This is a genomic window from Scytonema sp. PRP1 (assembly GCF_036697665.2).
Lineage (GTDB): Bacteria > Cyanobacteriota > Cyanobacteriia > Cyanobacteriales > Nostocaceae > Kalymmatonema > Kalymmatonema gypsitolerans.
On record NZ_JBAHYJ020000092.1, the window covers coordinates 1 to 18,966 of the forward strand.

Here is an 18,966-nt window from a genome sequence, read left to right on the forward strand (position 1 = left end):
GATAGAATTCGCGTTACTGTGCAGCCTTCAGGGTTTTGAATCAGTTCTCAGTTAACAGTTATCAGTCAACAGGATGTCCGATAACTGGTAACTGGTAACTGGTGACTGACCACTGTTTTTCCTGGTGCCTATGGCGCGGTGGAACCACTCTGACCCCATCCCGAACTCAGTTGTGAAACGCTGCTGTGGCGACGATAGTTGGCGGGTAGCTGCCTGTGACAATAGCTCGGTGCCAGGACTATTTTTAAAATAAAGCCTCTTTCTCTAACACAGAAAGAGGCTTTATTTTTATGTCCTTGTTTTTGAGGCTGTCTATATACCCTATATAGCGGTTCGGGGGTTGAGTGCAATACATTAAGAAATAAGAACCACAGATGGACGCTCATGGAACACAGATAAATTTGTACTTCATTCAAACGAGAAGCGCTATAGTTGACGCTCTACACCCTGTCTCCAAAGCGATTGGTGACACATGAAGACATTGCTCGATATGTGAATAAGCAATATTGCTGAAATATTTTGTTAGAGTTGAGGTGTCAAATTAACCCTTGAGGAGTTTGATGCACACCATCCCCAAGCGCACGAACCGCGTTACTTTTGACAAAAGCAACGCAACCGATCCACAAAGGAGATTTTTGTCAAATTTGGCATATCATATTTTTACTCATAAAATCTAAAACAAGGCAAAGTCTAAATTTCCTAAATAAATTTGTCTGTTAATAATTCAGGGTTAAACTGCTATCCCTAATTCACAAATGGTAGAGCGGATAAATGATATCGCTTGGCAAGCTCATCAAGGTAGCGTTGCTGCGATTATTCAACTGTTGAACGAAAAACTAGCCTCGTCTGGTATCAGAACCAGAGCTATTTTTGACGATGGTGTCTTACAACTTCTTTGTGAGGCTCGTACGGTAGAGCAACTTGAACAATCAACTTTGGTAAAGCACATCCAGCAGATTCTGGAGTCAATTGCACCACGCAATATTTGTCGAATCAATATCAACAGTCGAATTGTTCGGGAACAGCAGTTGCTGTGGCTAGAGGAAATTAATCGCAACCCCGAAAATCAATTGCTGTGGTCACAGGAAATTACATTAGTCAAACCTAATATTTTTAGGCAAAGAATAAAAGAATTTAAAGAGCGTACAACTGAACAAGGAAAAAGAAATTTACCCAAACCTCAATCTTCTCGTCTTTCAGTAGTTACTCATAACAATAAAATCAAAAATTCTCCTGTTGGACGAATGCTAGGAGCCGCGAGCTTTTGTATGTTTTTTCTGTCGCTTGGTGTAGCTGCGTATGCTTTGCTAGGAAATAAGCTGAAAAACCCAATCCAACCAGAAACATTAAACTCTCTAGCTCCAGTAACTACCAACCAAAAACAACCTGAAGTACCGCCGCCTACTGCTAGTCCAAATGGTTCTACTTTTTCTGTAGATCCCTTTGCAGCAGCAGTACGAATTGCCAACAAAGCTTCTGCAACTGGTAAAACAGCTACAAGTTCAGCTCAGTGGTTGGATCTTGCTGCTAGGTGGCAACGGGCATCAGAATTAATGAGTGCCGTGCCACCAAACCACAGCCGCTATCAGGAAGCTCAGATCCGCACTAAACTATACAAAAAATATAGTCAAGCTGCTGAAGAAGAATCAAAGAAAAGGTCGTCCTAAGCAATTTAAAATATGCCTACGGCACGCTACGCGGTTTGCGCAACTCCGACCCAGGAGGCACACGTATTGAAAATGGTCAAAATGGTCAGTAGCTTAATATCAAGCACTCATTTCTAGCATTCTTTGAATTGGTCGCAATGCAGCCTCGCGGATATTATCTGGTAAGGTGATTTCTGGAGCGCGATTTTTCATTGCCCAGTAGAGCTTTTCCAGCGTATTTAACCTCATAAAAGGACACTCATTGCAAGCGCAGTTATTTAGCGGTGGTGCAGGTATAAAGCGCTTGTGCGGCGCTCGTTTTTGCATTTGGTGAATAATGCCAGGTTCGGTAGCAACGATAAATTCTTGAGAAGGGCTTTGTTCACAATACTTGAGTAAAGCTGCTGTCGAGCCGATAAAACTCGCGTGGCGCAAGACACTAGTTTCACATTCTGGGTGGGCGATCGCCTCTGCTTGTGGGTATGCTATTTTCAACTGCACAATTTTCTTTTCAGAAAAAGTTTCATGCACAACACAACTTCCTTCCCACAGCACTAAATCTCGCCCAGTTTTTTCCATCACATACCGGCCCAAATTTTTATCTGGAGCAAAAATAATCGGCTGGTTTTTGGGAATCTGCTCGACAATTTTGACAGCGTTGGAACTGGTGCAAATAATATCGCTCATTGCCTTAATATCAGCAGAGCAGTTGATGTAAGAAACTACCAAATGGTCTGGGTGCGCCGCTTTAAAAGCCCCAAACTCTTCTTTTGGACAACTATCAGCTAAAGAACAACCAGCATTTAAATCTGGTAAAAGTACCATTTTGTCGGGATTAAGAATCTTTGCCGTTTCTGCCATGAAATGGACACCAGCAAAGACAATCACATCTGCATTTGTATGCGCTGCTGCTTTGGCAAGCTGTAGCGAATCCCCAATAAAGTCTGCAATATCTTGAATATCCGGTTCTTGATAGTAATGTGCCAGGATAACAGCATTGAGTTCTTTTTTAAGAGTCTCAATCGCTGTAAATAAATCTAGTGGTAGATCACCCTGTTCCGTTTTTCCACGTTGAGCAAGTGCAGTCGTAAACACAGTTAGACGTTGCTGAATGTTACAAGTTTTATCTAGTGGATTCAATTATAGTAGTTTTTACCAAAAATGTTTGACGGGTGATGCTCCTCCCCCGGAATTGTGTCAAAATCCCGTAATTTTCATATGCTGGAAACAGATGGCAAGGAAAGTGGCATGACCAGTCAGAAAACAAACTCAAAAACTTTGAAAATTGCTGTAGTAGGAGATGTTCACGACCAATGGGAAGAAGAAGATGGCATTGCACTCAAGCATCTGGGTGTTGACTTAGTGCTGTTTGTTGGGGATTTTGGCAATGAGTCGGTGCAAGTCGTAAGAGCGATCGCATCCCTCGACATTCCCAAAGCAGCCGTGATGGGAAACCACGATGCCTGGTACACTGCTACAGACTGGGGACGGAAGAAGTGTCCCTACGACCGCACCAAGGAAGACTGGGTACAGCAGCAACTGGATTTATTCGGTGAAACCCAAGTCGGTTACGGTAAGCTAGATTTTCCGGCTCTAAATTTAACGGTTGTTGGAGGTCGTCCCTTTAGCTGGGGTGGACCAGAGTGGAAATATACTGATTTCTACCAACAGTGGTATGGAGTGACCAGTTTTGAAGAGTCCACAGCCCGCATTGTCACTGCAGCAAAGAGTGCGGCTTACCAGACGATAATTTTTCTGGGTCACAACGGTCCCACTGGGTTGGGCGATCGCCCAGAAGACCCCTGCGGCAAAGATTGGCATCCCATAGGCGGCGACTTTGGCGACGCGGATTTAGGAGAGGCAATTTCTCAGACCATCACGGCTGGTAAAACCATTCCCCTCGTCACATTTGGTCATATGCATCACAGCCTGCGACACACAAAGAAAGAGCCGCGAAAGCGCATCTTTAGAAGTCCAGAGGGGATAGTTTACTTGAACGCCGCAAGTGTACCCAGGATTGTGGAACATGGCAGCCATAAGCAGCGTAACTTCTCCATTGTCCTGCTCGAAGGTGATGTCGTCTCCCAAGTTTCCCTCGTTTGGGTGGCAAAGGATTTCACTGTCACTTCTGAGGAAATTCTTTATCAAAAACCCAGTCCAGTAGTGCAACCTGCGTAGAGGATGATATATACTATGTATTTGGTCGGCTTATAACGCCGACAGCTGACAGCTAAGAGCTGACAGCTTTACTGGAGAGGTGGCAGAGTGGTCGATTGCGTCCGACTTGAAATCGGATGAACCGAAAGGTTCCGGGAGTTCGAATCTCCCCCTCTCCGTTGAATGATTTGTGATGGGTTGGTTGGGCGTAACAGCAGAAATTGGGCATTTGGCTATCTGTAAGAAAATTTAGGCAAGACTTAAGTTGTCTGCCGTGAAACTTTATAGCTTCCTCCCCGCTCCTTAGCTCTCTCCACAGGCTTGTTACTTGCCTCCTGAGCAATTTTTTCCCAATCTGCCTGCTCTAATACCGCATCTAACACATCCGAGATGTTACAACGTTGCTCATATGCAATTCGTCTTAGAATATCGTGATGTTCGGGCTGGATATATACAGGCTTTCTTTGTGTCTGTGCCATTTGCCCTTTTAAGATAAATAGTTTTTCTCAGTATACCTTAGCTAAATAGCTGTATTGACAATTGGCTAATTAGCTAATTTAATAATGAAGAGACGGCTTACCTCTGCCTAAGTATGTATAAACAGCTAGATTTGTTTGAACTGCCCTACCTGGAACCGAAGGTTCAAGAACCTATCACAACCACAAAAACCGTCATTGAGTTATTTGCTGGGGCTGGTGGTTTGGCACTTGGTTTAGAAAAAGCTGGATTGGTAGCCAAAGCACTAATTGAAATTGACAAAGACGCAGTAGCAACACTTCAGCATAACCGTCCACAATGGAATGTAATTGAGGCTGATGTGTCTAAAGTCTCCTATGCAGGCATGAATGCAGAGGTTGTAACTGGAGGTTTTCCTTGCCAAGCTTTCAGCTATGCAGGTAAAGGTTTAGGGTTTGAAGATACCCGTGGAACCTTATTTTATGAATTTGCCCGTTGTGTTAAAGAGGTACAGCCTAAACTATTTCTGGCTGAAAATGTCAGAGGTTTAATAAGTCATCAGAAAGGAAAAACACTGAAAACAGTTCTATCTGTTCTGGAATCTCTTGGTTATAACGTTCAGTATCGTTTACTAAATGCAGTTAACTATGACGTTCCTCAAAAGCGAGAAAGAGTTATCATTGTCGGAACTCGTCCAGATATTCGCTTTCAGTACCCTGCTCCTTCTTCTAAAATTCTGACTTTGAGAGATGCTTTGAAAGATGTTCCACCTTCTGAAGGTATGAAATATAGTCCAAAGAGATCTCAAGTTTTAGAGTTAGTTCCACCAGGCGGTTGCTGGCGAGATTTACCTGAAGATGTTCAAAAAAGCTACATGATGAAAAGCTACTATCTCACAGGTGGACGTACTGGCATGGCACGTAGAATTTCTTGGGATGAGCCAAGTCTAACGCTGACTACTTCTCCCTCACAAAAACAAACGGAACGCTGTCATCCAGAAGAAACTAGACCTTTTACAGTAAGGGAGTATGCCCGAATTCAAACTTTTCCCGATGATTGGCAATTTATGGGTGGTGTAGGCTCCAAATATAAACAGATTGGTAATGCAGTTCCTGTAAATTTTGCTTATCACTTAGGAAGAGCTATACTTAACGTGCTAGCAAGTGCATCCCATTGATTTATTACCTCAGTAAGCCCTATCAAATATGGTTCTATAGCTTGCTTGGTGTTGTTCACTGAGTCTATCAAGTCCGGAAACTTCACCGATCACGTCTGGTAATACATTAAAAAGCATACTTAATGCTCCTGGGACACCAGTTGCCAGGTTGTAAAATTCTTGACCGCTGATCTGTCTGATTTTTTCATTTAAAGGTCTTTTTGTGCCAGTAGTCCTATCTGAAGGAGTAAAAGCTCTATCGTATGGTTTTCTCCTACTAGGAATAATTTCTACATAGTATGCTGTAAAACCTTGATAATCTGGTTCGTTTAAGCGGCTTGATAAATAATCGTATATTCCAAATTTATCGCTTCCTTTAACCGTGTTATATTTATTTTTAATTTCCGCAAAAATTTGCCTTGTATCGTTACAAATATCGAATCCTTGAGGAAGTACTCTCCAGCCAGGAATACTACCTAAAATATTCTGGTGAAAATAACCTATTTGATTTTGTACAGTTTTTTGACTTTGTCTAGCTCTTTCCTTTTTGAGCCAATCATCTAAGCCAAAACCTTGCACAGCACCATCAAAAATGGCTGAAAACGGATCTATAACATTTTTATACATTCCTTCTTCAGCTTTTTGTTGAGTTTCAAGAATACACTCAACAACTATTTTGACGGCAGATTTAAGGTCATCATCGGCTATATAGGAAAGATAACTCATGCTCAATAATTAAGTAGTCCTAACAATTGTATATACTAACCAATCCTCAGTTATACCTCAGCACAATCAGGGTAATGGGTTCGACTAGTTCAAACTTCGTGTAGTATAAATTTGCTATTGCGCGATCGCCCTCTCTCTCCCTTCCAATCCACACCAGTTGCATCATGCTACTATGTCCAATAAATTCAACAAGGAGTTCGACAGATGGCTATCCTTGATAACGTAGATTTACCCGATGACTTGTATCAAGAGCTACAAGAGCTAGCCAGAACCGAAAATAGCTCAATTAACGCCCAAGTCATCACTCTATTACGAAATGCTTTGTCAGCAGTTGAGATACAGCGCAGCGAACAACAGAGGCGACGAGATGTGCCAAAACTCTTGGAAGAAATAGGTCGTCGTCGTGAGAGTCGTAGGACTGATATCGAATGGCCTGATAGCACAGCCCTAATCCGAGAAGACCGCGACAGATGACAACCCCTTTTAGATGCGTCGTAGATGCTAGTGTAGGCATTAAGCAATTTGTTCCCGATCCGCTAACCCCTAAAGTTAATCAACTGTTTGCTCACCTTGCCAATCCTCAAAATCAATTTTTCGTACCTGACCTGTTTTACATTGAGTGTGCAAACATCCTTTGGAAATATGTCCGGGCCGGACTGTATGCAGCTGGTGACGTTCCGGCAGATTTAGCTAGTCTCAAAACTTTCCCCTTGCGTGTTGTCTCGACGGTTGACTTGATGGCAGATGCCGTAAGCATCGCCTTGGCTTATAACATTTCCGCCTATGATGCTTCTTACGTTGCCCTTTCACAGCAGGTTGGTGCTACGCTACTGACTCTAGACCAGCGCCTGGTTAGGGCTTTAGGGGCTACGTCTTATGATGTTTGCTTGTTCAATGACTTTGAGATTCCATCGTTGCCCTGAATTTAGAGGAGGAGCAACGCTAACTTAGCTTCAGTATCTAAAAGTTAACAAGCAAAATTATCACAAACTTCGTTCAACTAACACCGCATATCTGCTGAACTCACTCAGGTACGTAGTTCCGTGTATCTGCACTGGTAAGTATTACATTTGCAGTGCTAGCCTGACAGCATTACTCAAAATGCTTTTGTATCAGAAGTTTAACAAATACAGGCAGGTACTGAATGGATCGTGGTAACGAAGAACAAAGTAGCAAATTTATCACTACCGAACCATTAAAAGCTAGCAGTGAAGCAGGTGAGCAAAAAGTTTGGGATGCTGTTAAGAGTGCTTTTTCTGATAGAAACTGTATCGGATACTGGCGCTATCCGATTTTCTCGAAGGTGGGAGAGATTCGTAAGGAACCTGATATCCTCATAGCTGATAGAGAATTTGGTTTAGTGGTTATTGAAGTATTGCCAGTCGCCATTGACCAAATAGTGACTATTAATGATGATATTTGGCAGTTGCAAAACTATCACATCGCAGAAGCTAATCCTTATCAACGAGCCGAACATCAACTGCGAGCATTGATTGCATACACTGACCGCGAATCTGCTATCTGGCGCAGGGTTACTGGAAGATCGCTCGTTGCATTACCTCTGATTACCCAAGAACAATGGCAACAAAAAGGTTTTGACCAACTACCCAACTGTCCTCCTGTAATTTTCCAAGACCAGTTAGGCAAAGTTGGGTTATTGGAACGTATTCAACAAATCTCTTGTGTAGTTCCAGGAGAAAGCCTGGAAGATAAAGACTGGGAATTACTACTGTCAGTGATTGGCGGAACACCTGTACTTCGTAAACCTCCTCGCGCTACAACCTCAACCACAGGCAAAACCCGCGCCAGCATTATGGACACTTTGCGGCAAAGGCTATACGAAATAGATTTACAGCAAGAACACATAGGAAAAGAAATTCCCCCAGGACCTCAACGAATTCGCGGTATTGCAGGTTCAGGTAAGACAGTGCTGCTGTGTCAAAAAGCGGCGATGATGCACCTTAAGCACCCAGAGTGGGATATTGCTTTGGTATTTTTTACGCGATCGCTCTACGAGCAAATTACCGGACTAGTAGATAAGTGGATACGCCGCTTCAGTTGTGGTGAGATAGAGTACGACCATAAGACAAACCAGAAACTGCAAGTACTTCATGCTTGGGGAGCAAGGGAACAACCAGGTTTGTACGGGACGATTTGCGAGTACCACGGTAAAAGACGCGGGACTGTTGCAGATACAAAGAACAAACAACCTAACCGAGGTTTGGCAGAGTTATGTAAACGGCTACAAGAGGAAATAGAGATTGAGCCGATGTTCGATGCCATGTTGATTGATGAAGGTCAAGATTTAGTCACTGAAGATAATTTGAAATATGAGGATAAGCAAGCTATTTACTGGATGGCTTATCAAGCCTTGCGACCAGTGAGTGAGGAAAAACCAGAGGACAGGCGGTTAATTTGGGCTTACGATGAAGCACAAAGCCTCGATAGTATAGTAGTGCCAAAAGCTAAAGAGGTATTTGGCGAGAATTTGAGCAATCTTTTGAGCAAGCAACCACAATATCCAGGCGGTATCAAACGTGCTGTAGTGATGCGCCACTGTTACCGCACTCCTGGACCAATTCTCACAACTGCTCATGCCATTGCTATGGGTTTGCTACGCCCAGAGGGAATGGTTTCTGGTATCACAAATAAAACATATTGGGACAGAATCGGTTACGAAGTCACAGGAGACTTCAGGCGTGTCGGTCAGCCAATAACTGTGCATCGACCTCCACAATATTCACCAAATCCAATTCCTGAACTCTGGGACACACCTGTATTGGAATTTCAAACTTACGGTTCTCGCCAAGAAGAAATGACTGCGTTGGCGCAGAACATCATGCATAACATCGTCCATGATGGTCTTAATCCCAGCAGAGATATCTTAGTTGTGATTTTAGGCTCTAATTCCGAGGCAATGGACTTAGAAACTCAAGTGGCAGGATTTTTGATGCAACAGGGTATTGATATCTATATTCCCAGTGCTCCCAGCAGTAATATCTTAAAGTTTGAATGGCAAGTTAGTCAGCCAAACAACTTCTGGTGTGATGGGGCTGTTACAGTCTCTCGTATCCCTCGCGCTAAAGGAAATGAGGCTGATATGGTTTATGTAGTCGGCTTTGATAATGTCGCTCGTAATGAAAGTGATGTGAATTATCGTAACCAGTTGTTTGTCGCTTTAACCAGGACACGGGGCTGGGCAAACCTGAGTGGTGTGGGCAATTATCCAATGTATGATGAGATGCGGCAAGTTATTACCAGTGGTGACACTTTCACGTTTACCTACAAGCGCCCACCCAAGCGAGATATTGGTGATGGAGATGAAGCATAGCAGCGGATGAGATAGTGGATGTAGCGGATGATTTCTCTGTAATTTCCCCAGTCAATCTATCCGTTACATCCGTTATTTTATCCGTTGCTTCACTCTTCTACTACTTCAACCAAATCTTCAATCATTACGTCCAAGGCACGCGCCATCTTCAAGATTGAGGTAAAATCAACCATTGCCAGCCCTGGCGCTCTTGCGTAGGCTCTCACCGAACTGTAGGCTACTCCAGAACGGTCAGCCACATCTTTAAGCGTCCAACCCTTATAGTCAGCAAATTCTCGAATCCGCAGCCTAATCAGCCCCATTTTACTCTTGACAAACGATTGAATTCTATCGTTTAATAATTATATTCTAAAAAACGATCACCCTCCGGCGTAGGAAACTGAAGAGCGATCGCATTTACATTTTCCAAAATATCCCGCATTACGGGAGACACCTCAACGTATCACGTACCTCAACGTTTCACGGGAGATACCTCGACGTTTCACAGGAATTCTATTATATGCTATCATCACTCAAGCCAAAAACGCTCCTCATTCGCTCTTCAAAAATTGTCCACAAATCGTCCCTTCTCCACCAGCTAGCGCGATTTGTGACCGAAGAGGCGGTTTGCCTGATGTTTAATATCAAGTTAGAAGATATCTACGTCGTAGAATGCTGGCGTTACGTGGTATACGTCCACGCCAAGGGTGTCAGTAAGTTTGTCAGCTACGCAGATTTTCCGCCAATTATCGGAGTCAAGCCACCCGCTCCAGCAGAATTTGTCAAATGGCGCAAACGCTGGCAAAGAGGAAACGACCCTGCTCAAAGGAAGCAAGCACCCAAGTGGTGGGCAGAATTTTTTGCTAATGAATTTTGGCAAGCTCTCTCAGAGCCTGTGTTGTACAGTTGGGGCAAATTAGTCGGTTTAATCAAGTTTGCCTTAACAGAATCGACATTGCAGAAACTTCGAGAGAGCTATCGCCACGATTTGGCATTGCTAATGGGTTAGTAGTCGCGTGTCGCAACTACAACCAAATTCCCTATTCCGACACCTTGTTCTTTGCTCGTTCTGCACGCGCCTCGGCGGATGCCATAACTTCGTCCATATTTTCTAGCATCTCGCCTGGGAAATTTTCCAAAACTCTCGTGGAAAGAGCAACCCGACCTTTACCTTCATCCAAGTCTATGATTATAGCTTTAATCGGCTGACCGACTTGAAACACCTTTTCCAGATTTTCAATAAATTTCTGGCTTATCTGCTTAATATGAAGCAAGGCGCTTGTGCCATCTAAATCCACAAAGACACCAAACGGTTTGATACCACTGATTTTCCCAACCACCAGCTGATTAACTTCCAATGTACTGAAGCTAGCAGAACGAGTTGCTATGCGCTGGGAAAGGATAAGCTTATTGTTGCTCTTGTTAACCTCCAAAAAGCCAGCATTGAGAGATTGACCCTTAAGTGCTTCTAAATTATCTCGCTCAACCAAGTGCGATCGCGGAATAAATCCTCGCAAACCCTGAACATTAACGGTAACGCCACCTTTATTGACATTTATTACCCGCACTTGCGTCGTTTGAGAATTCTCCTGCATTTGCGCCAGTCGGTCCCAAATGTGCTGGATTTCCAGTTGCTTTCGCGAAAGGGTGACTTGACCTTCTGCATCCTGATCCCTGATGATTAAGAATTCTAAATTCTCATTTAATGGCAGTATCTCGGACAAATCGGTTACTGTTCTCAAAGAAGCCTCATCGCGAGGGACAAACGCCGACGACTTGCCACCAATATCAACATATGCTCCATCAGGATCAAGTTGGAACACCCTGCCGTTTACCACCTGTCCCTTTTGAAACTGGTAATCGTGTTTTTCCAGTGCTTTGGCAAAGTCGTCCATTGTAAACGACGAATTGGCTTTTTGAGAAAATTGCGCTTCGGAATCCATGACTGTTAAAGATAAATTGCGATTCTAGCTGATGCCACTGGAGTTTTACTCAACGCTAAACAACACTATTCGAGTGACTATGATTGCTCGTGAAGACTATCATTAGTCATTAGTTCTTTGTAATGACCCTTCGGGTTCGCCAGTCGCCTCTGTCGGGAAACCCCTTCGGGTTCGCCAGTTGCCTACGGAGGGAAACCCTCCTGCAGCGCTGGCTCACTAATGACTAATGAGTAGGGACGACCTGAATGCAACCAGAACGCAAATCAAATCGGATAGCTAAAGTTGTCCAAACAGTTGTTTTACCTGCTCCCACGCATCAGCAGCAGCTATAGAATTATAGCTGGCGCGTTGGTCGCAGAAAAATCCGTGGTCAGCTCCATCGTAGCGAAACACACGATGAGGAATGTTGTATTTTTCTAACTCTGCCGAAATCTGGTCTACCTGTTCTGTTGGGATACTGGCGTCTTCCATACCAAAGAAGGCATTGAGAGTGCCTTTAATCTCTCTTGTGCGAGAAATGGTAGCCTCTCCACCCCCAAAGGTACGGGTAGCGATTCCAGCACCGTAGAAGGAAGCGGTAGCCTTAATATCTGGTAGGGTAGAGGCAAGATATGCGACATGACCGCCAAAGCAAAAGCCTATACAGCCAAAGCCATCTTTTTTCACCTCAGGGAGGGTTTTCAGATAGTCAATGGATCGTTGGATATCGCTCAGTAACTCTGATGCCTTGGTTTGCATTGCGTAGTTTCTGCCTATTTCAATATCTTGCGGGGTGTAGCCAGTTTCAAAACCAGGGGCAATTCGTTGGAACAGTGCAGGTGCAATTGCGACATAACCTTCTTGGGCGATACGTTCTGTAACGTTCCGAATGTGGGAGTTGATTCCAAAAATTTCCTGCAATACCACAACTCCTGGATAAGAACCTTCTTGAGAAGGCTTAGCTAGATAGGCGTCGATTTGCAAATCATCTTGCGAAAGTTTAACAGTTGTGGTATGTATTGCTCGCTCTGCCATAATAGGTTTTACCAGTGTTGTGTGACTATGAAGAAATAGCTATGCCAAGATGTCAAGGCGATCTCCAATCAAATTATCAACTACGAGTAACAACCACACCAGAATTTTCCCTTCATAGAAATTCAATATATAAGTAAAATATTTGACAGTTAGCATTCGCAGCTGGTCATATGCAGCTACTATCATGCAGGAGCTTTGGTGATGATTCAGTTTCGTATACAGCCAGACAGTGAAATCCCCGCATCAAACCAGCTGTTTAATCAAATTCGGTTTGCGATCGCCTCTCGGCAATATCCACCTGGGTATAAACTACCGAGTACGAGAGCGCTGGCAATGCAGACAGGCTTGCATCGTAATACCATTAGCAAAGTATACCGTCAATTGGAAGACGACGGGCTTGTAGAAAGTCTTGCGGGGTCAGGAATTTACGTCCGCGCCCAAGGTCATGAGGGTGGTAGTAGGCTGCAATCACCGATTCTCAAAGAATATCCTCAAGCATACAAAGTTGTTCAGCTTGCACTAGACGAGCTCCTTTCTCAAGGCTGCTCCCTCAATCAAGCACGTGAGTTATTCTTGGCGGAAGTTGATTGGCGCTTGCGTTGTAGTGCGCGAGTGTTGGTTGCTGTTCCAACTCAGGATATCGGTGTTGGGGAATTGATGGTCTATGAATTAGAACAAGCGCTGAAAATACCAGTGCAGTTGGTAGCGATGGAACAATTAGCGGCTGTGCTAGATCAAACTTCCTCAGCGACAGTTGTCACCAGTCGGTATTTTATTGGTGAGGTGGAAGTCATCGCCGCACCTAAAGCTGTGCGCGTCATACCCCTTGACATTCATGACTACGCCAACGAATTCAACCAGTTTAAAAACCTACCAAAAGACAGCTGTCTTGGCATAGTCAGCATCAGTTCTGGAATTCTTCGAGCTGCAGAAGTTATCCTCCACGGTTTACGAGGGGATGAAATACTGGTGATGACTGCACAACCAAAAGATGCCTACAAACTTCAGGCGATCGTCAAGCGGGCACAAGTCATTTTTAGCGTTGATCAGGTGAGTTTTTCTGCGGTGCAAGCTGCTATGCAAGCTGCGATGGATGACATTATTCGCCCACCTAAACACATGACTAGCGAAAAATATATTGGTACCAACTCGATTAACTTGCTCAAACGAGAGCTGGGTTTGGGTTGAATGATCAAGAGTGAATTATGAATACGGCAATTCCCAATTCATAATTCACTCATTCATAAGCCAATTTTCTATCCTAATCTTTGCTCTAGTTGCAAGAACTCTCGCACCCGTTTGAGGTAAGTAGCTGAGTCTTCCAACATAGGGAAATGAGCCGTATTGCGAATCAAGCAAAATTCTACTTTATCGTTCAGTGCGGCTGCCTGACGACCCATCTGGGCTGGAATAATTTTGTCGTACTCGCCCGCCACCAGTAGTGTCGGCACCGTCAACTGAGCAAATTCCTGCGGCATTAACTCAGATGCGGCTTTACTAACAGATGTAAAAATTGTACCCAAAGCAGCATCGTAGTCTGCTATGAGAAAATCTTGCAAGAAAGCCCGACGTTCTGCTGCTGGTATGGCACGGTGTAGAAATCGCGCCATAAACATTCGGTCAACAAACGGTATTTTCTCCAGCCACTGCGGACGAAATTTGACCACGTAGCCACCGAATTTATGAAAAGCTGTAAATGCTTTTTCGTCATACTCAAAAATACCGCTACAGGTGAGAATTGCTCTTTCCACTCGTTGCGGGTAGCGGTTGAGAAACAAAGTAGCAATGGACGCTCCCATCGAATGAGCATTGATATACACGCGTTGGAGCTGCAACTCATCTAGCAAAGCTGCCAAGTCGTCAGCGTATTCCTCTAGCTCATAAGTTAACTCTTGGATTGCTACAGATTCTGCCTGCGGTGAGTGCAACTCGACAGACTCAACCACAGCTTCACTCGCTTTGGCTACAGTTGGTTGTCCACGGGAACGCCCAAATCCCCGTAAATCGTAAAGTAAGCAATCAAATTGTTCTGATAAAGCATGTGCCGTACTTTGCCAGTACCGATTGGAACCAGCCCAACCGTGAATAAAAACCATCACAGGCTTGTCTTCAGTCTTCCACGGCTTTTTTATCCACTCGTAGTAATTCTCAACACCACGAACATTAATGTAGGGCATAAGTCAAAGGTCAAAAGTGAAAACTCAAAAGTCAAAAGTCAAAAGTCTTTCACTGATGACTAATGACTAATGACTAATGACTAATGACAATTACGCTGATTCTGGTTTGGGTAGTGTGGATGGGTGGATCAGGAGTTCGGCGGTGGAACGCTTCTCTACCATTTCCCGCGTGACTGTGCAACGAGTCACATCTTTGCGCGAAGGCAACTCGTACATCACTTCTAGCATCAGTTCTTCTACAATGCCGCGCAGCGCCCTCGCGCCGGTTTTGCGGCGGTATGCTTCTTGAGCAATAGCTCGCAGAGCCTCTGGTTTAAACTCTAACTGGACATTATCCATCTTCAGCAGCTTTTGGTACTGCTTAACCAAGGCACTACGCGGTTGGGTGAGAATCGCCATCAGCGCTTCTTCATCCAGTGGTTCTACCACCGCCACCATTGGTATGCGCCCAATAAATTCCGGAATCATGCCGAATTTCACGAGGTCATCCGGTTCGAGATTGCGCAGAGTATCTGCTGTACGCTTGTCCTTGGTCTGACCTTCTCCAGGTTGTACAAACCCTATTGACTTTTTGCCAGTTCTCTGCTCTACGACCTTTTCTAAACCGACGAAAGCACCGCCACAGACGAACAAGATGTTGCTCGTATCAATCTGGATGCAGTCTTGATAGGGGTGCTTGCGTCCTCCTTGGGGTGGTACGTTGGCGACCGTCCCCTCTAACATTTTCAGTAAAGCTTGCTGTACGCCTTCGCCAGAGACATCTCGGGTAATTGAGGGGTTCTCACTCTTGCGAGCTATCTTATCGATTTCGTCGATGTAGATAATTCCCCGCTGCGCTTCTTCTACATCCAAGTCTGCTACTTGCAATAGTCGCAGCAAGATATTTTCCACATCTTCTCCCACGTACCCTGCCTCTGTTAGCGTGGTGGCATCAGCAACAGCAAAAGGAACATCGAGAATTTTTGCCAGAGTCTGTGCTAGCAGAGTTTTGCCGCAGCCTGTCGGACCAATCAGGAGAATGTTGGACTTTTGGAGTTCTACAGCATCATCCAAACCTTTGCCACTGCCTTTAGACTGAACCAATGCTAGCCGCTTGTAATGGTTATAAACTGCGACTGAAAGCACTTTTTTGGCTTCGTCTTGACCAATAACGTGTTCGTCTAGGTACTTTTTAATCTCTCGTGGCTTAGGTATTTGATTCAACGAGAGATTAGAGGAACGAGCACGGCGTTTCTGAGGTGGTTCTGACCTGGGTGCTGGTTGCGACGATGCTGCCGCATTTGTGTCGAGTAACTCCTCATCCAGGATTTCATTACACAAGTCTACGCATTCATCGCAGATGTAGACTCCCGGTCCGGCGATGAGTTTACGAACCTGCTCCTGGGACTTGCCGCAAAATGAACACTTTAAATGGGAGTCGTACTTAGACATACCAGCCTCTTATTTGACAATGGTGACGTTTTCCCCTGGAGAGGGAAGATTTTGCCTGGAGATGACCTGATCAATCAACCCATAATTTTTCGCCTCTTCAGCCGACATGAAGAAATCGCGATCAGTATCGGCTTCGACTCTTTCTAATGGTTGACCAGTATGAGTCGCCAATAACTGATTCAACTTAGACTTATGATAAAGAATTTCTCTGGCTTGTATCTCGATGTCAACGGCTTGTCCTTGTGCACCACCCAGTGGTTGGTGAATCATGATCCGCGAATCAGGAAGAGACATCCGTTTACCAGCCGTTCCTGCTGCTAACAAGAACGCCCCCATGCTCGCGGCTAATCCAAAACATATCGTGACTACATCAGGACGGATTTGCTGAATAGTATCATAAATAGCCATGCCTGCTGTCACCGAGCCACCAGGAGAATTAATATACAGTTGAATATCCTTTTCGGAATCTTCAGCATCTAGAAACAACAACTGGGCAACAATTGAGTTGGCAACGTTATCGTCTATTGGCGTTCCTAAGAAGATAATCCGCTCCCGTAGCAAGCGAGAATAGATATCGAAAGCGCGTTCTCCCATGCCAGATTGTTCTACCACCATCGGGACGATGTTGTTAGGACTGTCTAGGGAGTAGAGTTTAAAGTCACTCAAACTGTTAAATTGGTAGTTTCCCGATTGCGATACAAGCATAAAAGAACGTTTCACACTAAGTGTAACAATGGTCGAGACAGCAACCGCTGCCTTTTTAAGGAATTTGATTTTTGATGTGGCTATGTGTTAACCATTATGCCTCATATAAATTCTTATCGTGTAAAACAGTATCAAACCAAGGGTGTTACGTACACTGTTACTTATTTAAAATTTCTTAAACTTCCACCTTAGGACAGGGAGTGAGGGAGGGACAAATCAATTCAAAATTTTGAATTTTGGATTGATTGGTCCCCGTGTCCTCTTTCCCTTGTCCCCTTGTCATCTATTGTGCCTCTGTTGACTCTGTGTCTTGTGGTGAGATTTCTGCACTAACTTGGGGGGTTTGTTCTACTGTTTCAGTTGCAGCATCTGAGTCAGCAGCTTTGACTTCTTGAGTCTCAGTCTCAGTTTCAGTTTCTGCTGCACTCAAAGAACCTTCAGGGACTAATTCAACCGTTGAGCGTTCTAAAAGCCAATCGATAATTTTTTCGGTCAACAATTCGTTTTCTACGACTTCACGCAGTCTTTCCTCATCAACATCTTTTTCGGCGTACTGTTCCATCAATTCTTTGACTCTGGCTTCGATTTCATCCGCTGACACTTGGATGGACTCGCGTTTCCCAATTTCTCGCAGCGCCAGAGAACGCTTAATGCGCTCAACTGCTTCACCGCGAGAACGTTCCCGCAACTGGGGAATCACATCTTGGGTAAACAATTTTTTAATATCAAGCCCCTGTTGAGAAAGCCGCATGGCTGTTTGCGTCAGCATCGCATCCACTTCCTGCTGAATCATTGATTCTGGCAAGTCAACTTCTACTTGCTTGAGCAGTTCACCTAACAGGGCTTCTTGCTTGTTCGCTTTTGTTTTCTGTTCAGCCTCTTTTTGAAAACGCTCTTCCAAAGAAGAGCGCAAATCTGTTAGAGTCTCGTAATCGCTGACTTCTTGGGCAAAGTCATCATTCAATTCGGGCAGTTCTTTTTCCTTCAGTTCTTTGATTGTTACGGTGAAAACAGCCGGTTTTCCTGCTAAATCTTCATTTGCGTAAGGGTCTGGAAACTGAGCTGAAACTTCTCTGGTTTCTCCAGGATTCATTCCCACTATCCCTGTCACAAAGCCGGGAATGAATTTGTCCTCCTGCATCTCTAATTGGAAATCAGTTGCTTCACCGCCAGGTATTGGCTGGGGTTCTGCTGTTTCATCTTCACCCTCGGATGCAACCACAACACCTTTAAAATCGACGACAGCAACATCACCTATCTGTGCTGAACGTCCTTCCACAGGAATTAACGTCGCCATTTCTTGGCGTTCGCTTTCCAAAACTTTGTCCACTTGCTCTGGATCGTATTTGACTTCCTCGGCTTTGACTTGCAAGTCGTATACTCACCCAGATTGGGTTCTGGTGGCACATCTACAGATGCAGCAAATGTTAGGGGTTTGCCTGGTTCATAATTGTTAATCAATTCTCAAATGAGGAGCGCAGCTGTGGTTGACCAAGCGCCTGGATTTGTTCTTGTTCTAGCGCTTGCTCAATGCCATATTGAATTAATTCTTCTAGAGCTGCTGCCTTGATTCGAGTTACGCCAAGGCGCTGTAACAATATTTGCCGAGGTACCTTACCCTTGCGAAACCCAGGAATATTTGCAGTACTGGCTAAGTTTTTAACAACTTTTTCGTAAGTTTCCTTGGTCTTTTCTGGCGTAATCTCTATTTCTAGACCAATTTGACTGGCGGGAAGTTTTTCCTGGTAACTTTCATGCTTGTCTCTATTCTTGGTATTTCTTTTTACTAATTACGTGATTTGGCGCAAGGGAATAGCGTCTTTTAAGTTAAAGTTTCCTGACTTGGATGAAAGATGCCAACTGTTGACCCAAGTGTAAACTATGGACTTAGAAGTATCCACTTCTTGCTGAATCCGGTGCCTCTAGACAAGGATACAACACAGTAAAGATTTTCTCGACGGAGTTCTCCAAGGGCTTGTATCCTGTTTATTGCTTCTTAGTGCATCCTTGATCCTTTACCCTTTAGTTGCTAAAAGTTCTTGACATTTTAGCGCTAACTAGTTTAGCAATTTCAACTCTAAATTGTTTTTTACCAAAGGGTTAACACCGTGATATCCTGTTTCTGAACTAGGAGTTTGCATTTCCATTGTTGTAACGTTGGTGCTAGCTGCCTTATAAGACTGAGCGAGAGCTTATGCTTAGCTGCTGCCTCGCTGAAAGCTCTCGCTGATGACCTTGGTGGTTT

The 18,966-nt window shown here is 44.3% G+C and carries 18 protein-coding genes, 1 tRNA gene, 1 rRNA gene and 1 pseudogene; 10 read left to right on the forward strand and 11 right to left on the reverse strand.

What is annotated here, in order from left to right; genetic code table 11:
• The first annotated feature begins 120 nt into the window (after nt 1-120).
• Together rrf and V5G28_RS24630 are read left to right on the forward strand one after the other, a co-directional pair.
• Nucleotides 121-238: ribosomal RNA gene (gene rrf, locus V5G28_RS24625) — 5S ribosomal RNA — on the forward strand.
• A gap of 517 nt (nt 239-755) precedes the next feature.
• Nucleotides 756-1,667, forward strand: a complete 912-nt coding sequence (locus V5G28_RS24630) for a hypothetical protein (protein WP_332989066.1) — start codon at nt 756-758, stop codon at nt 1,665-1,667.
• A gap of 99 nt (nt 1,668-1,766) precedes the next feature.
• Here V5G28_RS24630 and nadA read toward each other — a convergent pair whose 3' ends face one another.
• The gene (nadA, locus tag V5G28_RS24635) at nt 1,767-2,741 is read right to left on the reverse strand and encodes a quinolinate synthase NadA (protein ID WP_332989068.1); all 975 of its coding nucleotides are present in this window, start codon (nt 2,739-2,741) and stop codon (nt 1,767-1,769) included.
• A gap of 153 nt (nt 2,742-2,894) precedes the next feature.
• On the opposite strand from nadA, the gene V5G28_RS24640 reads away from it, so the two are divergent.
• Both V5G28_RS24640 and V5G28_RS24645 read left to right on the forward strand, forming a co-directional pair.
• Nucleotides 2,895-3,824, forward strand: a complete 930-nt coding sequence (locus V5G28_RS24640; RefSeq protein ID WP_332989145.1) for a TIGR04168 family protein — start codon at nt 2,895-2,897, stop codon at nt 3,822-3,824.
• 73 nt (nt 3,825-3,897) lie between these two features.
• A tRNA-Ser gene (locus V5G28_RS24645) sits at nt 3,898-3,982 on the forward strand.
• 81 nt (nt 3,983-4,063) lie between these two features.
• Here V5G28_RS24645 and V5G28_RS24650 read toward each other — a convergent pair.
• On the reverse strand, nt 4,064-4,282 hold the full coding sequence (locus V5G28_RS24650) for a hypothetical protein (RefSeq protein WP_332989069.1): 219 nt from the start codon (nt 4,280-4,282) through the stop codon (nt 4,064-4,066).
• A gap of 113 nt (nt 4,283-4,395) precedes the next feature.
• Between V5G28_RS24650 and V5G28_RS24655 the strand changes: the two genes are divergently transcribed.
• Nucleotides 4,396-5,436, forward strand: coding sequence for a DNA cytosine methyltransferase (locus V5G28_RS24655; RefSeq protein ID WP_332989071.1), 1,041 nt, complete (start codon nt 4,396-4,398; stop codon nt 5,434-5,436).
• 9 nt (nt 5,437-5,445) lie between these two features.
• Here the strand turns inward: V5G28_RS24655 and V5G28_RS24660 are convergent, their stop codons facing one another.
• Nucleotides 5,446-6,141 (reverse strand): Eco47II family restriction endonuclease, encoded by a 696-nt coding sequence (locus V5G28_RS24660; protein WP_332989073.1) that lies wholly within the window; start codon nt 6,139-6,141, stop codon nt 5,446-5,448.
• A 204-nt stretch (nt 6,142-6,345) separates the two neighbouring features.
• On the opposite strand from V5G28_RS24660, the gene V5G28_RS24665 reads away from it, so the two are divergent.
• The 3 genes from V5G28_RS24665 to V5G28_RS24675 all read left to right on the forward strand — a co-directional run bounded on the left by V5G28_RS24665 (nt 6,346) and on the right by V5G28_RS24675 (nt 9,472).
• Nucleotides 6,346-6,615, forward strand: coding sequence for a hypothetical protein (locus tag V5G28_RS24665; protein WP_332989075.1), 270 nt, complete (start codon nt 6,346-6,348; stop codon nt 6,613-6,615).
• A complete protein-coding gene (locus tag V5G28_RS24670) occupies nt 6,612-7,064 on the forward strand; it encodes a type II toxin-antitoxin system VapC family toxin (RefSeq protein WP_332989077.1) in 453 nt (150 codons plus the stop codon). The genes V5G28_RS24665 and V5G28_RS24670 overlap by 4 nt, the downstream gene beginning before the upstream one ends.
• 221 nt (nt 7,065-7,285) lie before the next feature.
• Nucleotides 7,286-9,472, forward strand: a complete 2,187-nt coding sequence (locus tag V5G28_RS24675) for a DEAD/DEAH box helicase (RefSeq protein WP_332989078.1) — start codon at nt 7,286-7,288, stop codon at nt 9,470-9,472.
• Nucleotides 9,473-9,561: 89 nt separating this feature from the next.
• Here V5G28_RS24675 and V5G28_RS24680 read toward each other — a convergent pair whose 3' ends face one another.
• Nucleotides 9,562-9,774 carry a helix-turn-helix domain-containing protein gene (locus tag V5G28_RS24680; protein WP_096570359.1) on the reverse strand — a complete coding sequence of 71 codons (213 nt, stop codon included), beginning with the start codon at nt 9,772-9,774 and terminating at the stop codon, nt 9,562-9,564.
• Nucleotides 9,775-9,971: 197 nt separating this feature from the next.
• Here V5G28_RS24680 and V5G28_RS24685 point away from each other — a divergent pair, with 197 nt between their 5' ends.
• Nucleotides 9,972-10,460 carry a hypothetical protein gene (locus tag V5G28_RS24685; protein WP_332989081.1) on the forward strand — a complete coding sequence of 163 codons (489 nt, stop codon included), beginning with the start codon at nt 9,972-9,974 and terminating at the stop codon, nt 10,458-10,460.
• A 31-nt stretch (nt 10,461-10,491) separates the two neighbouring features.
• On the opposite strand, the gene V5G28_RS24690 is transcribed toward V5G28_RS24685, so the two are convergent.
• From V5G28_RS24690 to V5G28_RS24700, 3 genes are all read right to left on the reverse strand, one after another.
• Nucleotides 10,492-11,394, reverse strand: a complete 903-nt coding sequence (locus V5G28_RS24690; protein ID WP_332989083.1) for a S1 RNA-binding domain-containing protein — start codon at nt 11,392-11,394, stop codon at nt 10,492-10,494.
• Nucleotides 11,395-11,670: 276 nt separating this feature from the next.
• A complete protein-coding gene (locus V5G28_RS24695; RefSeq protein ID WP_332989085.1) occupies nt 11,671-12,408 on the reverse strand; it encodes a dienelactone hydrolase family protein in 738 nt (245 codons plus the stop codon).
• Nucleotides 12,409-12,447: 39 nt separating this feature from the next.
• The gene (locus V5G28_RS24700) at nt 12,448-12,594 is read right to left on the reverse strand and encodes a hypothetical protein (RefSeq protein ID WP_332989087.1); all 147 of its coding nucleotides are present in this window, start codon (nt 12,592-12,594) and stop codon (nt 12,448-12,450) included.
• A gap of 15 nt (nt 12,595-12,609) precedes the next feature.
• Here V5G28_RS24700 and V5G28_RS24705 point away from each other — a divergent pair, with 15 nt between their 5' ends.
• A complete protein-coding gene (locus V5G28_RS24705) occupies nt 12,610-13,596 on the forward strand; it encodes a GntR family transcriptional regulator (protein WP_073635846.1) in 987 nt (328 codons plus the stop codon).
• Between the two features lie 68 nt (nt 13,597-13,664).
• On the opposite strand, the gene V5G28_RS24710 is transcribed toward V5G28_RS24705, so the two are convergent.
• The 4 genes and pseudogenes from V5G28_RS24710 to tig form a co-directional block, all read right to left on the reverse strand.
• On the reverse strand, nt 13,665-14,585 hold the full coding sequence (locus tag V5G28_RS24710) for an alpha/beta fold hydrolase (RefSeq protein WP_096570354.1): 921 nt from the start codon (nt 14,583-14,585) through the stop codon (nt 13,665-13,667).
• 90 nt (nt 14,586-14,675) lie between these two features.
• Nucleotides 14,676-16,016, reverse strand: coding sequence for an ATP-dependent protease ATP-binding subunit ClpX (gene clpX / locus V5G28_RS24715; RefSeq protein WP_041042527.1), 1,341 nt, complete (start codon nt 16,014-16,016; stop codon nt 14,676-14,678).
• A 9-nt stretch (nt 16,017-16,025) separates the two neighbouring features.
• Nucleotides 16,026-16,721: an ATP-dependent Clp endopeptidase proteolytic subunit ClpP gene (clpP, locus tag V5G28_RS24720; protein ID WP_073635844.1), complete on the reverse strand. Its 696-nt coding sequence runs from the start codon at nt 16,719-16,721 to the stop codon at nt 16,026-16,028.
• 283 nt (nt 16,722-17,004) lie between these two features.
• Nucleotides 17,005-18,442, reverse strand: a pseudogene (tig, locus tag V5G28_RS24725) (trigger factor).
• Between the last annotated feature and the right edge of the window lie 524 nt (nt 18,443-18,966).